This window comes from Hyphomonas sp. (genome assembly GCF_965284475.1).
Classification (GTDB): domain Bacteria; phylum Pseudomonadota; class Alphaproteobacteria; order Caulobacterales; family Hyphomonadaceae; genus Hyphomonas.
This window is the reverse complement of the sequence record NZ_OZ260087.1, coordinates 2,585,053-2,599,480: the sequence shown is the minus strand read 5'-3', so window position 1 is coordinate 2,599,480 and position 14,428 is coordinate 2,585,053. Positions and strand designations below refer to the sequence as shown.

12 protein-coding genes are annotated in these 14,428 nt (G+C 58.2%); 4 read left to right on the top strand and 8 right to left on the bottom strand.

Translation table 11 applies throughout. The features are described from left to right. Nucleotides 1–3 precede the first annotated feature (3 nt). The 8 genes from ACQ66M_RS12785 to ACQ66M_RS12750 all read right to left on the bottom strand — a co-directional run bounded on the left by ACQ66M_RS12785 (nucleotide 4) and on the right by ACQ66M_RS12750 (nucleotide 7,977). Complete coding sequence (locus ACQ66M_RS12785) at nucleotides 4–2,238, bottom strand: copper-transporting P-type ATPase (RefSeq protein ID WP_430404289.1); 2,235 nt, start codon at nucleotides 2,236–2,238, stop codon at nucleotides 4–6. Nucleotides 2,239–2,313: 75 nt separating this feature from the next. Next, nucleotides 2,314–2,760 (bottom strand): DUF5676 family membrane protein, encoded by a 447-nt coding sequence (locus tag ACQ66M_RS12780; protein WP_430404287.1) that lies wholly within the window; start codon nucleotides 2,758–2,760, stop codon nucleotides 2,314–2,316. A gap of 51 nt (nucleotides 2,761–2,811) precedes the next feature. After that, nucleotides 2,812–3,120, bottom strand: coding sequence for a hypothetical protein (locus ACQ66M_RS12775; protein ID WP_430404285.1), 309 nt, complete (start codon nucleotides 3,118–3,120; stop codon nucleotides 2,812–2,814). A 56-nt stretch (nucleotides 3,121–3,176) separates the two neighbouring features. After that, nucleotides 3,177–4,184 carry a DUF2231 domain-containing protein gene (locus ACQ66M_RS12770; RefSeq protein WP_430404282.1) on the bottom strand — a complete coding sequence of 336 codons (1,008 nt, stop codon included), beginning with the start codon at nucleotides 4,182–4,184 and terminating at the stop codon, nucleotides 3,177–3,179. A gap of 11 nt (nucleotides 4,185–4,195) precedes the next feature. Then, nucleotides 4,196–5,002, bottom strand: a complete 807-nt coding sequence (locus ACQ66M_RS12765) for a copper resistance protein B (RefSeq protein WP_430404281.1) — start codon at nucleotides 5,000–5,002, stop codon at nucleotides 4,196–4,198. Next, nucleotides 4,999–6,888, bottom strand: coding sequence for a copper resistance system multicopper oxidase (locus tag ACQ66M_RS12760; protein ID WP_430404279.1), 1,890 nt, complete (start codon nucleotides 6,886–6,888; stop codon nucleotides 4,999–5,001). The genes ACQ66M_RS12765 and ACQ66M_RS12760 overlap by 4 nt, the downstream gene beginning before the upstream one ends. A 66-nt stretch (nucleotides 6,889–6,954) precedes the next feature. Beyond that, nucleotides 6,955–7,386, bottom strand: coding sequence for a copper-binding protein (locus ACQ66M_RS12755; RefSeq protein WP_430404277.1), 432 nt, complete (start codon nucleotides 7,384–7,386; stop codon nucleotides 6,955–6,957). Between the two features lie 147 nt (nucleotides 7,387–7,533). After that, the gene (locus ACQ66M_RS12750) at nucleotides 7,534–7,977 is read right to left on the bottom strand and encodes a hypothetical protein (RefSeq protein WP_430404275.1); all 444 of its coding nucleotides are present in this window, start codon (nucleotides 7,975–7,977) and stop codon (nucleotides 7,534–7,536) included. A 263-nt stretch (nucleotides 7,978–8,240) separates the two neighbouring features. On the opposite strand from ACQ66M_RS12750, the gene ACQ66M_RS12745 reads away from it, so the two are divergent. From ACQ66M_RS12745 to ACQ66M_RS12730, 4 genes are all read left to right on the top strand, one after another. After that, nucleotides 8,241–8,627 carry a hypothetical protein gene (locus ACQ66M_RS12745; protein WP_430404272.1) on the top strand — a complete coding sequence of 129 codons (387 nt, stop codon included), beginning with the start codon at nucleotides 8,241–8,243 and terminating at the stop codon, nucleotides 8,625–8,627. 68 nt (nucleotides 8,628–8,695) lie between these two features. Continuing rightward, complete coding sequence (locus tag ACQ66M_RS12740; protein WP_430404270.1) at nucleotides 8,696–9,979, top strand: TolC family protein; 1,284 nt, start codon at nucleotides 8,696–8,698, stop codon at nucleotides 9,977–9,979. Further along, nucleotides 9,976–11,241, top strand: a complete 1,266-nt coding sequence (locus ACQ66M_RS12735; RefSeq protein WP_430404268.1) for an efflux RND transporter periplasmic adaptor subunit — start codon at nucleotides 9,976–9,978, stop codon at nucleotides 11,239–11,241. Before ACQ66M_RS12740 ends, ACQ66M_RS12735 begins: the two co-directional genes overlap by 4 nt. Before the next feature lie 9 nt (nucleotides 11,242–11,250). Beyond that, nucleotides 11,251–14,424 (top strand): efflux RND transporter permease subunit, encoded by a 3,174-nt coding sequence (locus ACQ66M_RS12730; protein WP_430404265.1) that lies wholly within the window; start codon nucleotides 11,251–11,253, stop codon nucleotides 14,422–14,424. Nucleotides 14,425–14,428 lie beyond the last annotated feature (4 nt).

The window sequence follows — 14,428 nt, the reverse complement described above, 5'->3', positions numbered from 1 at the left end:
GCGTTACAGTTTCAATGCACGAAGGCGCAGCGCGTTCGCAATGACCGAGACGGATGACAGGCTCATCGCCGCCGCGGCAATCATGGGACTGAGCAGCAGGCCGAACACTGGATACAGCACACCCGCCGCGAGCGGTACGCCGAGCGCATTGTAGATGAAGGCAAAGAACAGGTTTTGGCGGATATTCCTCATCGTGGCGCGGCTCAGCTCGCGCGCCTTCGCGATCCCGAGGATGTCGCCGCTGACAAGGGTGATCCCGGCGCTCTCCATGGCGACATCGGTTCCGGTGCCCATGGCGATGCCGACATCCGCTTGTGCGAGGGCAGGTGCATCATTGATACCGTCCCCTGCCATGGCGACGATCTTGCCCTTTGCGCGCAGTTCGCTGACAATTTTGTTCTTGTCCTCGGGAGAAACATCAGCGTGAATCTCATCAATGCCGATCTGGTCGGCGACGGCACGCGCGGTCGCCTCGTTGTCACCGGTCAGCATCACAACTTTCAGACCTTGCGCATGCAACCGCTTAATCGCCTCGCGCGTGGTTGCCTTTATTGGGTCGGCCACGCCGACAAGGCCGGCCGGTTTGCCATTGATCGCTGCGAACATGACAGTCTGTCCCAGGGTCTGATAATCATCTGCTGCTGATGCCAGAGCTTTGTCGAAAGCCCCGACCCGCCGCATCATCTTGGCATTGCCGATGGCAACATGTTTGCCATCAACGGTTCCCTCGGCTCCCTCGCCGGTGACGGAACTGAATTCTCCCGCGGTCGAGACCTTGACCTTCCGTTCATTGGCGCCACGCACGATCGCTTCGGCAAGGGGATGTTCGCTGAACGATTCGACGGCGGCGACGTGCTCCAACAGGCTTTCCTCGGTCCAGTCGCCCGATGGTCTCACGGTGACGAGTTTCGGCTTGCCTTCGGTCAGCGTGCCCGTCTTGTCGACAATCACGGTATCGACCTTTTCGAGTATTTCGAGCGCTGCGGCATTCTTGATCAGAACACCATTCTGGGCACCCTTACCCGTCCCCACCATGATGGACATCGGCGTCGCCAGGCCGAGCGCGCACGGACAGGCAATGATCAGAACCGCCACCGCATTAACGAAAGCGAAGGCCAGGGCCGGTTCGGGTCCCCAGATGGCCCAGACGGCGAATGTGACTATCGCCGACGCAATGACTGCCGGTACGAACCAGCCTGAGACCGTATCGGCCAACCTCTGGATCGGCGCGCGCGACCGCTGCGCCTCGGCAACCATTCGGACGATTTGTGCCAGGACCGTATCGTCGCCAACGCGAGTCGCCGTCATCACGAAGCTGCCCGTGCCATTGACCGTCCCACCCGTCACAGCATCCCCTTCGGCCTTCGCGACAGGAACCGGCTCTCCGGAAATCATGGATTCGTCAACGCTTGAGCGACCTTCGACCACGTCACCATCGACGGGGATCTTCTCGCCCGGACGAACCCGGAGGCGATCGCCGGAGGCTACCTCGTCAAGACTGACATCATCTTCAGTGCCGTCTGCCCGAACTATCCGGGCCTGTGGCGGCGCAAGATTGAGCAAGGCGCGGATCGCACCTGACGTGGCGCTACGCGCACGCAATTCGAGAACCTGCCCGAGCAAGACCAGCGTCGTGATGACCGCAGCCGCTTCATAATAGACGCCAATCCGGCCGGAAGCGTCCCTGAAGCTCTCGGGGAAAAGACCGGGGAAGAATGTGGCAACAAGACTGAAGCCAAACGCGGCGCCAACGCCGATCGATATCAGTGTGAACATGTTCAGGCTGCGCGCGAGGACGGACTTCCAGCCGCGCGCGAAAAAGGGCGCAGCGCCCCAGAGCACGACCGGCGTGGCGAGCACCAGCTGGACCCAGCCCGCCCATTTCGCATGAATGAGGCCGTCGAGAGGTTTGCCGGGGATCATATCCCCCATCGCAAATATCAGGAGCGGGAACGACAGCACGGCGCTGATCCAGAACCGGCGCGACAAGTCATCGAGCTCGCTCGTGTCCTCTTCAAGTGAGACGGTTTCTGGCTCAAGCGCCATCCCGCAGATCGGGCAACCCGTATTCGACGTCTCGCGCACCTGCGGATGCATCGGGCAGGTCCAGACGGCTCCTGCATAATCCGCAGGCACATGATCGTACGTCTTGGCATCTCCGACGCCAGGATTGGCACCGTGACAACAGGCATGATCGCCGTCTGCTTCCGACTTGGGGTGTTGGTGATGGTCGGCCATGGCCATGACTTTCTATAAATTGGAATTGAAAAAAAGGGTCGAGTTGGACAATCGACCGCCCGGGCAATCATCTCATCAGGACGCTTTTGACCGGGCTTCCGTCCGCCCGTTGAAAAACCTGTAGAGCGGCACGAAAATCAGCGCGACATACCAACCATAGGCATAGGCTTCGACGAGACCGATCAGGAACCCCGGCCATGTCAGAAATTCGAAGCCCGGCAAAAGAGGCGTCCAGGCTTCATGCATGTGCATCGACATGGGTGTCATAAGTCCCCAGCCGATGCAGATAATAAATGTAAGAGCAAGAAACAGGGACAATGCCTGACCAGTGGGAATGATTTTCATGGTGAACCTCGTGTGCAGCAGAGGCGCAATCTGACCTTGCGCCAGGTCGGCTCCGAAATGTTCGGTGTCGCAGTCGATATAATACCCCATGGGGGTATATACAAGAGGTATGGCGGCCGCACATCTTGATAAGTCCGAACGATTGCTGTCACCAGACGTCTCTTGCTCCTGGATCATCGCCGAGAACGCGCTGCGAGGAATATGCTCCCCGCAGTCCGGCGGGTGATATTAGTTCCCCGGTTTCATCTCCGACATCATCTTCATGCATGCGTCGTGTTTGACCTGCATCTCAGGAGACGTTTTGCTATGATCCATTGGCATGCCAGCCTTCATGTCAGCCATCATCTTGTCATGCATAGCCTGACACTCAGCGTGCTTCGCTTCCATTTCGGCTGACGTCATTCCGTCCATTTTCGCCATAGGTTTGGCCGTTTCGTCGCTGCCCATCGGCATCGTCGTGCATCCTGACACAGTTATCAGCACACCAGCTGCCATTAGCGCGCCAATACTATTCTTGACTATTCTCTGCGTACTCATCTTTCTCTCCTTCACCGCAATCCAGGCACCGCCGGTCCCTCACATCGAGGGATCGTTCAGTGCTCGTGCTGTTCTTCAACATCTGCCGTCGACCAGTGAATGTGCGCGATCTTCCATCCGTCCGTCGTCGCCTCCAAAACAACTGTCTCCATCATACGCGCGTGAATGGTCTTACCTTCAAACGCACCGTGGACCTGATATTCAGAGATCACCACGGCCCGTTCGTCGCTCTTCAGAACATCACGCCTGCCAAGACTTGTCTCGACAGCCGCCGTGAATGCCATGTCAGCGGGCATATGGTGGTCGCGATATTCGAGGAATGAGCGTTCTGCGCCTCCGCCCTCGGCAATGATCGCATCCGGGGCAAGCAGCGCTTCGACCGCATCGTGATTGCCGGATTTCAGCGCTGCTGAGAAGGCCACAACCGTGGCTGCCGGCGAACCGGCTTCAGCAGGAAATTCAACATATTTGGTCGCTTGATCCCCATGATCATGATCATGCGCATCCATATCCATGCCGGGCATGTCCATGCTGCTGGCATCCACCCCCTCCAGTCCGACACCATCCATATCGCCGTGCTCATGCCCGCCATCACTATGATGATGACCTTCTCCTGTAACGACAGGTATCCGCTTTACGCCAAGCCCGTGGCCATAGACCAAGGTGCCACCCCACCAGGCGGTAACTGTCAAAGACAGCGCGGCAATCGTCATGAGACTGACAAACCCTGTTGAGGCAGCGCGCGCGCGCTGCCGCCACCGCCAGGCTGCGAGCAACAGGATGGCGGCTCCCGAAGGCACGGCCCAGTTGCGATGCGTTGTCATGGCCTCATGCGATGGCCCGTCATGCGCAACTGAGTAGTAAGCCTGAAACCCGGCTGCGATCGTCGCAATTACGGCCAGCGCGGCGAAAGCGAGCATCCAGTCTGCCGCAGGTCGAAGCGTGTCGCGCCATCGCGCCGCGTGCGGGATTAGAGCGAGCAGGTAGGACGCCGCCGCCGTCAAGGACAGCGCGAAAGCGAAGTGAACAAGGATCGGGTGAATATTGGGTTCGATGATTTGCATGAAATTCACCCCTAGAACCAGGTCCGCACGCCGGCGACAAACACGGTTTGGTCCCCGGCGCCGCCAGCAGCCTTGATAAGATCCTTTGTCCCGCCGAAACTGCCTTGCCACTCGACACCGACATAGGGCGCAAATTCGCGCTTGATTTCGTATCTCAGGCGCAAACCCGCATCGAGATTGGTCAGGCCAGACCCGATCTGGCGTTCGGCAATAGCCTGCGCCGCAATGTTGGCTTCCACACGGGGTTGTAGGATCAGGCGCTGCGTGAGGCGAAACTCGTATTCCGCTTCGAGGCGCGCGGTCAGATCACCCTTTTCGCTGAGGAAAGCCGAGGCATCGACCTCAAACCAATAAGGTGCAAGTCCCTGCACGGCCACGACCCCATGCGCGAGCCCGTCGGGTTCGAGATCGTAGCGCAATCCCGCCTGCACGTCCCAATATGGAGCGACAGCGCGCGAATAGAGCGCCTGAACCTCGGCATCATCAACTCCGGCGCCGTTCAGCGATGCGGAGCCTTCGGTCTTGAACCAGACTTTGTTGATGTCGCCACCATACCAGGCCTGACCATTCCAATAGAAGCTGTCTTCGCCGTCGGCGAGTTGTGCTTCAAGCTGGTTGAACAAGATGGCGTAAGTACGCTGGGCACCGCCCTCAGCGAGGACGTCCTCTCGGGCCTTCGCCATCTCTTCGGCGTCGTAATACTGATCGGCCTGAGACCAGAGGGGCGGCGTCTCCCCATCCTGTGCGACCGCGGGCAATGCGCAAACCAAGACCGAGAGCAGCGCCGCGGCAATGATTGAATTTCTGGACATGATCATTTCTTATCTCCCATATCCATCAACGAATGGTCCATGGAACCATGATCCATGCCCTCCATCATGCCGTGACCCATGTCTGGATGGTCCATATTCATCGGCATATCGCCGTCGCGCGGCAGAATCGAAACAACCTGCATCATGCCCGCATGCATGTGATAGAGAAGGTGACAGTGGAACGCCCAGTCGCCGACATGTTCAGCCGAAATATCGACAGACAGTTTCTCGCCCGGCTTCACAATGACTGTGTGCTTGCGGGGTTTGTGATCGCCGCCCTCGTTGACGAGGTCAAAGAACATGCCGTGCAGATGAATCGGGTGCGGCATCATCGTATCGTTGATCAGGGTCATCCGGACGCGCTCACCCTCACGAAACACGATCGGCGCGGTGATCTCCGAAAACCGAACGCCGTCAAACGACCACATGTAGCGTTCCATATTGCTGGTGAGATGCAACTCCATTTCCCTTTCCGGCGCGCGCAGGTCGGGATTGCGATCAAGGCTGCGTAACTGGGAATAGCGCAGCGCCCGATGTGGAACATCGGCAAGGCCGTGGCCCGGCTCGTCAAGCCGATTGACGGGCATCATCGCAAGACCCGTATTGCCCGGTCCGCTGTTCACGCCCGGAGCGGATGCTTTCATGGCGGACATGTCCATGGACCCATGGTCCATGCCCATCGTCATCGAAGAATCCATTCCTTCCATCCCGGTCATTCCGGCCATCGAGGTTTCGTCTATCCCTTCCATGCCAGCCATGGAGCCATGGTCCATGCCAGCCATCCCCATGTCGGTCATGGTCAGGGGAACGGGTGCTCTCAGCTCAGGCGCCTGCGCCCTCATGCCGGGTCTGGGACCAAGTGTGGCCACCGCCATGCCAGATCGATCGATGGATTCAGCGACCATGGCGAAAGCTCGCGCATCTGACGGCGAGACAATCACATCATAGGTTTCGGCAACGCCGATCTGGAACTCGTCCGTTTCCACTGGCTGCACATGCAATCCATCTGCTGCGACGACCGTCATTGGCAAGCCTGGAATGCGGAAATTGAAGATCGTCATCGCCGACGCATTGATGATGCGTAACCGAACGCGCTCGCCAGGCGTGAACATGCCGTTCCAGTTGTCGGCGGTCGAATGACCATTGATCAGATAGGTATAAGTGGCGCCCGTGACGTCCGCGAGATCCATTGGAGACATCCGCATCTGCCCCCACATGGCGCGTTCGTTCATGGCCGAGCCGAGACCCTGCTCTGACGCATCCTGCAGGAAATCGCCAACTGTACGCTGGTTGAAATTATAGGTGTCGCTTTGCTTTTTCAGCTTCGAGAATATCCGGTGCGGACTCTCAAAGCTCCAATCCGACAGGACAAGCACATATTCCCGATCATAGGCGACAGGCTCGGCACCTTTCGGATCGACAATGATCGGCCCGTAATGGCCAAACTGCTCCTGCAGGCCGGAGTGGGAATGGTACCAGTAGGTGCCGTTTTGCGGCACGGCAAACTTGTAACGAAATGTCTCGCCAGGTTTGATACCGGGGAAGGACACTCCCGGCACGCCGTCCATATAGAATGGCACTAACAGGCCATGCCAGTGAATCGAGCTGTCGGTCATCAACTGATTGGTCACGTTCAGTGTGACCTCGTCGCCCTCACGGAAGCGAATAAGCGGTGCGGGTAGTGTGCCGTTGACGCCGATCGCTTCGGCCGCGCGGCCATTGATCCGTACGGGGAATTTACCAATGCTCAGGTCGAAATTGGTTCCGGTGAGCGTGGGCAGGCCGAGATTTCCTGCGTCGGCGCTGCGCGCCCAGGCTGGCAACAAGCCGGAAAGTCCAATCGCCGCTCCCGATGAGAGAGATGTTGTGAGAAGTTTGCGTCTGCTGATCATGAGATCACCTTTGGGATAGAATTGACGAGCCAGGCGAAAATAATCCGCGTTCCCGTCGCTATGGGATTACTTAACGGAGGATTCAGGTTCGCCGCGGGGCATACAGAGGCCCGGCACCATGGCATCGGACGTGCGGACGCATAGTTCGGCGATCGGGTATGCACCCTTTTCGACCCGGTGCAGCGTGAACTGGACCTTGTCACCAGGCTGGAAAGCCGTCAGATCAACACCGTCGCCGACCTTGAACGCCATGCGCATAGCAGGCCATTTGAGATCCGGCACCGGGGCGTGATCGAGCCCGATCCGCCTACTTTCCAGATCGATGGCAACGACGGTTCCAACACCTTCGACCATGTGCGAGCTGCGGTCATGGTCCATCTGATCGTGACCTGCAGGGCCATGGTCCATACCCTCATGCGACATCTGCGCGTAGGCTGGGCTCAGGACAAATCCAAAAGCGGCCGCCACAACAACGAACCTTTTGAGAGAGAATGACATTACAAATTTCCTTTGAAGAGCAGCGATCGCGCACAGTACGCTGTCGCCAGAGAGGGGATGTAGACCTGCTTTGGGCGCTGCAGCGCAGCGGCCTGGCAGATGCCATCAAATCCCGGCACACAAAGCGCCCGGGATCCTCGCAAAGGATCAAATCAGAAGTTTGTCGTGCAGTCGGACCGGATCAGGCCAGGGCGGATCAGACCAGCGCTGCGCTGGCGCGATCTGAATGTGCGGGAGCGGAGCCGCAACCGCTGCAACAGACATTTCCAAAATGAGTTTGGCGCCGCTCGTCGACGAATGCATGGCAGCCACCCCGTCCGCGGCTGACATGAATACGGCTGAGTTCGCGCCGCAATCACAGTCGCTGCAACGGGCGTCATCATGGCTCGCCGCCTTTGTCATATCGGCGTCGGCCACAGGATCGGCGGAATGCTGATGCGGTGGTTGTGCCTGATGCGTCTGGTTACCGTGATTATTGGTCTCCACCGCACACGCGCAGGCTATCTGTCCAAAACTGAACAGCAAAACCATTAGCGTCAGAAACAAAGCTCTCATGACGACATACATATACCCCTTGGGGGTTTCCGGCAAGGTGTGCGCTAGTATCGAATTGGCAATTCTGGAGTCGAATCCTACGTGGCCGCAGCCCGTTGGCCTGGCTAGTCCGACACCCAACCACTTCGTTACAGCCACCAAGGCCGATCATTGATCAAATTAGAGGTCAGATTTTCTGAGGCAGTCCAACGGAGTTCTCGACACGGGCCTGGCGTAGTGCACCAGCAACACTGCCCGGCCAAGACAGACGCGAGGCAGAAGCAACCTTAATCAAGGCCTGAAGGTCCGTTGTTTACATAATGACGCCGCTGCGCTACGCGTTTCTTATGCGCCTAATGTGGATAGCACTGCTTTGCATCGTGTTTTCGATGTCAGGGTCACTTATACAAGCGGCCCATGCCGTGGCGCATACTGAAACGTCAGAAACCACTGACAACAGCGCACTTCACTCTGATCATCATCACAATGCTCACGCTGAAGATAAGAATGATGCCGATCCAGCAGAACCTCAAAAAAATACCGGACATTCGAATGACCACGTTGCAGAGCTTCATTTTACGGCGCTTGGCGTGGCTGAAGTAGCCGCTGGCTTCCACTTGCCCGATAGGGCGTTGAAAGTGGCCTATCGGGAGCATCAATATCCCGCTCCTCTGCTGCCTCCCGACCCGGATCCTGACCGGGCCTGAACCAGAGCGTTGCCGACCTGCCACACGGTAAGTCGGACAAGTGTTTTTGGTCAGGAGCTACAAGTTAAATGATAACCAAATCTTTCGGTCTCGCACTCGCGATGGCCTTGTCTGTGGCTCATGCGCAGGCACAAACCGATCCGTGCGGCGCGGCCACTGCCCGTAGTGAAATTGTCTCGCTTGCAAATGCAACCCAACTAGCGATCGAGGCCGATCTGCGCCCGGAACTCGCCACTGCGGAAGTCCGCGCAGCAAGGACTGAGCGCGCAATTGCAGCGCTACGGCCCGCCGATACTGTCTCACTTGAAATCGAGGACTTCCCAGGGACGGGGCTCGCAAGCAACATAGACAGCCTTCAGATCACCGGGAGCTTCTCTCGCGTCTGGGAACGCGGCGGCAAGCGCGAAGCGCGAGAAGCTTTCGCAAATACCGCAGTTGATGTCGCCGAGACCCGCTTCGCTGCGGCCGAATTCAATATCCGTGAAGAGGTTGAAAACATCTATGCGGAAGCAGCCGTTGCTGAACGCAGAGTCACGCTGGCCTGCGACCGGGTCACCCTCTCCCGCGAGCTTGAAGCCGCCGTACAAAAACGCGTCGATGCAGGTCGGGACCCGCTCCTTGCTGGCGCCAGGGCGTCGTCTGATCGTCTACAGGCAGAAGCCGATGCCCGCCGCTATGACGCACAGGCCGGTAATCTGCGAGCAGCCCTTGGATCTTACTGGTTGGCCGAAAGTGACTTTCAGATTGACCCCGGCTTTCTCGATGCCGATCGCGCACTGCGGCCTTTTGATTTGGCGTCCCTTGAGTCGCCCGAGCTTGAGCGTCTCGACGCCGAACGGCTGCAATCTGCGGCGCGAATTGAATTTGAGCGCTCCCAAGCCATTCCCGATGTGACTTGGAGCGTTGGGGTGCGCAAATTTGGTATCGAAGATGATCTAGCCGTGATCGGCGGCGCCTCAATTCCGATTGGGACTGCCAAGCGAAGTCAAGCTGCCGTTGCAAGGGCTCATGCGGATCAACGCCGCATCAATGTGCAACGTGAGGTGCTGCAACAGCAATTACTTCGCCGTGCCGTAGGCTATCAGCGGTCAGCGATCAGCGCCTTGGACGAAATCGCGGCAATCGACACCCTTCTTCTGCCTGCAGCGACTGGCGCTGTAGAACTTGCGCGCGATGGATATGCGCGCGGGGCATTCTCTTACCTAGATATAATCGACGCTCAACGCACCGTCGCAGCCTTGCGCGAAGAGCGCCTCACCCATCTCAGAACCTATATTTTGAACGAAGCCGCATTGGCCCGCCTGGCACCCGGTGCCGACCAGCCCGTCGCACTTACGGAGTTCCCAGAATGACTAACCTTCTAAACCAACTCGGCGCGCCACTGGCAGCTGCATTCATACTCGGCTTCCTTGGAGCCTGCGGTGACGCGTCGCCCTCTTCTGCCACAAGCCAGGGCCATGATTCAGATGCTGAGGCAGCCGAAGAAGACTATGCGCGAGGACCAAATGAGGGACGCCTGCTTGAAGACGGACCATTCGCAGTCGAAATGACGATTTTTGAGACTGGCGTGCCGCCGCAGTACCGCATCTACCCGTACAAGGATGGCGATCCGATCGATCCGGCATCCGTCGACCTGACAGTCCGGTTGCATCGCCTCGGTGATATCGTCGACACGTTCAACTTCACGCCGCGCCAAGACTATCTGATCGGCGATGGCGTGGTAACGGAACCTCACTCTTTTGAAGTGGAAACTGAAGCTCGTTTCGAGGGCAAGACCTATTCGTGGCGCTATGACTCCTTTGAAGGACGCACGACCATACCCGATGATGTGGCCGCCAATGCAGGCGTCGTCGTCGAAGAAGCGGGCCCTGCCATCGTGCAGGATGTCCTGACACTCTCCGGCGAAGTCACGCTTGCGCCCTCAGCAACGTCGTCGGTCAGAGCAACCTATCCGGGACCGGTACAGTCGGTCAGCGCGAATGTTGGCGACACTGTGCGTCGCGGTCAGCCCCTCGCCCGGATTGAGTCATCAAGTAGCTTGCAGGAATACACCGTCACCGCGCCCAAATCAGGAACCATCCTAGAGCGACACACCAATGCCGGGGATGTTGCGGGCGGTGATCCGCTATTTTTGATCGCTGACTTTAGCCAGATGGAAGCCTATCTGCACGTCTTTCCGCGTGATGCAGCAAGAGTCCGTACCGGCCAGGCCGTTCGGCTTGGCGTCGCTGGCGGCGACACGAACGTCGAAACCGCCATCACGCGCTTTCTGCCAATGGCTGGCGCGAATTCGCAGACTCGGGTCGCGGTTGCCAGGATACCCGCCGCTTCAGGGCTTCAGCCCGGGATGCGCCTGATGGCAGAGGTTGTGATTGCAGAAAATGAGGTGCCACTGGCGGTCAAAGAAACCGGGCTACAGAGTTTCCGAGACTTCACTGTTGTCTATGCGAAGGTCGGCGAGACCTATGAAGTCCGCATGCTGGACCTCGGGCAGCGCGATGGCGAAACGGCGGAAGTGCTGGGCGGACTGAGTCCAGGCGAGATCTACGTCACCGAAAATTCTTTCCTCATCAAAGCCGACATCGATAAGTCCGGCGCCAGCCACGACCATTAGGGGCCCAGCATGCTCGAACGCATTATAGAGTTCTCAATTCGCCAGCGCTGGCTGGTCATGGCAGTTGTCCTGGGCGTGGCAGGCTTTGGCGTCTGGAACTTCAACCGACTACCAATCGACGCCGTGCCGGACATCACCAATATCCAGGTCCAAATCAATACGGAAGCGCCGGGTTTCTCACCGCTCGAAACTGAACAACGCATCACATTTCCGGTCGAAACCGCGATCTCCGGGCTACCTGGCCTGGATTACACACGTTCTGTCTCGCGCTATGGCCTCAGTCAGGTCACGGTCGTCTTTGATGATGGCACCGATATCTATCGCGCCCGCCAATTGGTCTCCGAACGCATTCAGTCCGTACAGGGCGTTCTACCACAAGGCATTACGCCGGAGCCCGGCCCGATTTCGACGGGCCTCGGTGAAATCTATATGTATATCATTGCTGCCGATCCAGGAGCCCGGAAAGACGACGGCACACTCTGGACGCCAATGGACCTGCGTACGCTCAATGACTGGGTTGTTCTGCCCCAGTTGCGTACCGTCGAGGGTGTTACGGAAGTCAACACGATTGGCGGGTTCAAGAAGGAAATCCATATCCTGCCCCATCCTGCGGCGATGGCGGGCTTCAGTATTTCGCTCGATGACATTCTGTCGGCGGTTGAACGCAATAACGCCAATACTGGCGCGGGCTATATCGAGCGCAATGGCGAACAGAACCTGATCCGCGTGCCGGGTCAGGCGACTAGTCTTGACGATCTGCGCGCCATTACGGTGAAAGATACAGGCGTTGTCAGCGTCCGTCTGAGCGATGTTGCGGAAGTTCGTGAAGGCGAAGAATTGCGCACTGGCGCGGCGACGCAGAATGGCGAGGAAGTAGTGCTCGGCACCGCGTTTATGCTGATCGGCGAAAATAGCCGGACCGTCTCGGTCGCTGTTGACGAAAAGGTCGATATCATCCGACGCGGTCTGCCGAATGGCGTGACGATCACGCCGGTCTATAATCGCACCAACCTTGTGGATGCGACGATCAAGACGGTCGAAAAGAATCTCGCCGAAGGTGCGCTTCTGGTTATCGTTGTCCTCTTCCTGTTGCTGGGCAATTTCCGCGCCGCCCTGTTGACGGCTGCTGTAATCCCGCTCGCCATGTTGATGACGGTGACGGGCATGGTCGAGAACAAGGTGTCCGGCAATTTGATGAGCCTTGGCGCGCTTGATTTTGGCCTGATCGTCGACGGGGCCGTCATCATCGTGGAGAACTGTCTCAGGCGGTTCGGTGAAGCCCAAAAAGGGCTCGGGCGCCTTCTGACCCAGGAGGAGCGGTTCTCGCTTGCCGCATCCGCTTCAAGCGAGGTGATCAAGCCGTCTATCTTTGGTGTGATCATCATCACGGTCGTTTACCTGCCGATCTTTGCCCTGACTGGCATTGAGGGGAAAATGTTCCACCCGATGGCCTTCACTGTGGTGATTGCGCTCACCTCTGCTCTGATCCTTTCGCTGACCTTCGTTCCAGCAGCAGTCGCGCTGTTTGTACGTGGCAAGGTGACCGAAAGAGAAAGCTGGATCATGCGCGGCGCCCAGGCGGCCTATCGTCCTGCGCTGCGCTTTGCGCTCCAGGCCCGGTACGCCGTTGTTATTACGGCACTTGTGCTGGTTGGATTTGCCGGATGGGGCGCGACGAAACTCGGGTCGGAGTTCATTCCTAACCTGGATGAAGGCGACATCGCCCTGCACGCTCTGCGCATACCCGGCACCAGCCTGACGCAGGCCATCGACATGCAGGAGATGTTGGAACGCCGTATAAAGGAACTTCCGGAAGTCGAACGGGTCTTTGCCAAGATCGGCACGCCCGAGATTGCGACCGATCCAGTACCGCCGAGCGTGGCCGACACATTCATAATTCTCAAACCCCGCAAGGACTGGCCAGACCCACGCAAACCCAAACCGGTATTTTTGACCGAACTGCAAACAGCTGTCGAAGCAATTCCCGGCAGCAAATATGAAATCACACAGCCGATTGAGATGCGATTCAACGAACTGATTTCGGGCGTGCGAGCGGATGTGGCCATTAAAATCTATGGCGACGACCTCGACACTTTGGCGACGCTCGCAACGACAGTTGAGGGCATCGTCTCAAACGTCCCCGGCTCAGCCGATGTTCAATATGAGCAAGTGACCGGCCTGCCCATCCTGTCCATCCATCCCAACCGGGATGCTCTGGCGCGCTACGGTCTGAACATTGGTGACGTTCAACGTGTCGCGGGAATTGCTCTCGGCGGCGAGGTCGCAGGACGGTATTTCGAGGGTGACAGACGTTTCGATATTGTTGTCCGATTCCCAGAATATCTGCGTACAGATGTATCGGCGATTGAGCGCCTTCCACTTCCACTGCCAGATAGTCGTCGCAGCGCAAACGGCCCAATGTTTGTTCCACTTTCAGAAGTGGCCAGCGTCGAAATTGCACCTGGACCCAATCAGATCAGCCGGGAGAATGGCAAACGCAAACTAACCGTCACCTCGAATGTGCGAGATCGCGACCTTGGCTCCTTTATCACTGAACTTCAGTCGCGCATGGAGAGTGATGCGGAACTGCCTTCGGGCTACTGGATCGAGTATGGCGGCACCTGGGAGCAGCTTGTCTCGGCAAGCCAGCGCCTGACCATCGTGGTGCCGATTGCGCTCCTGACTATTTTTGGGCTGCTGCTCATGTTGTTCGGGTCGTTCCGGGATGCGGGCATCGTGTTCACTGGCGTGCCGCTGGCGCTGACTGGTGGCGTGGCTGCGCTTGCCCTACGCGACTTGCCTTTATCGATCTCTGCGGGCGTTGGCTTCATTGCGCTGTCGGGCATCGCGGTCCTGAACGGTGTCGTCATGCTCAGTTTCATCCGGCAGCGTCGCGAAACGGGCGAGTCGCTTGACAATGCAATCTTCGACGGTGCCCTCCAGCGTCTGCGTCCGGTGCTGATGACAGCGCTCGTCGCAAGCCTCGGATTTGTACCAATGGCACTGAACGTCGGGCTCGGAAGTGAAGTCCAGCGCCCCCTCGCCACGGTGGTGATCGGCGGGATTACTTCGGCGACTTTACTGACGCTTCTGGTCTTGCCTGCACTCTACCGGATCATTCATGCTGGGGAGCGACGGGTCGCACCGCCAGTTGGCGGTGCACTGCCAGAACCCGCGGAGTAAATGG

Excerpts from the sequence above, each read along its gene's own strand:
- ACQ66M_RS12730 (WP_430404265.1), top strand. The coding sequence starts at position 11,251 with ATGCTCGAACGCATTATAGAGTTCTCAATTCGCCAGCGCTGGCTGGTC.
- ACQ66M_RS12780 (WP_430404287.1), bottom strand. The coding sequence starts at position 2,760 with ATGATCCAGGAGCAAGAGACGTCTGGTGACAGCAATCGTTCGGACTTA.
- ACQ66M_RS12735 (WP_430404268.1), top strand. The coding sequence starts at position 9,976 with ATGACTAACCTTCTAAACCAACTCGGCGCGCCACTGGCAGCTGCATTC.
- ACQ66M_RS12775 (WP_430404285.1), bottom strand. The coding sequence starts at position 3,120 with ATGAGTACGCAGAGAATAGTCAAGAATAGTATTGGCGCGCTAATGGCA.
- ACQ66M_RS12740 (WP_430404270.1), top strand. The coding sequence starts at position 8,696 with ATGATAACCAAATCTTTCGGTCTCGCACTCGCGATGGCCTTGTCTGTG.
- ACQ66M_RS12785 (WP_430404289.1), bottom strand. The coding sequence starts at position 2,238 with ATGGCCGACCATCACCAACACCCCAAGTCGGAAGCAGACGGCGATCAT.
- ACQ66M_RS12745 (WP_430404272.1), top strand. The coding sequence starts at position 8,241 with ATGACGCCGCTGCGCTACGCGTTTCTTATGCGCCTAATGTGGATAGCA.
- ACQ66M_RS12755 (WP_430404277.1), bottom strand. The coding sequence starts at position 7,386 with ATGTCATTCTCTCTCAAAAGGTTCGTTGTTGTGGCGGCCGCTTTTGGA.
- ACQ66M_RS12760 (WP_430404279.1), bottom strand. The coding sequence starts at position 6,888 with ATGATCAGCAGACGCAAACTTCTCACAACATCTCTCTCATCGGGAGCG.
- ACQ66M_RS12765 (WP_430404281.1), bottom strand. The coding sequence starts at position 5,002 with ATGATCATGTCCAGAAATTCAATCATTGCCGCGGCGCTGCTCTCGGTC.
- ACQ66M_RS12770 (WP_430404282.1), bottom strand. The coding sequence starts at position 4,184 with ATGCAAATCATCGAACCCAATATTCACCCGATCCTTGTTCACTTCGCT.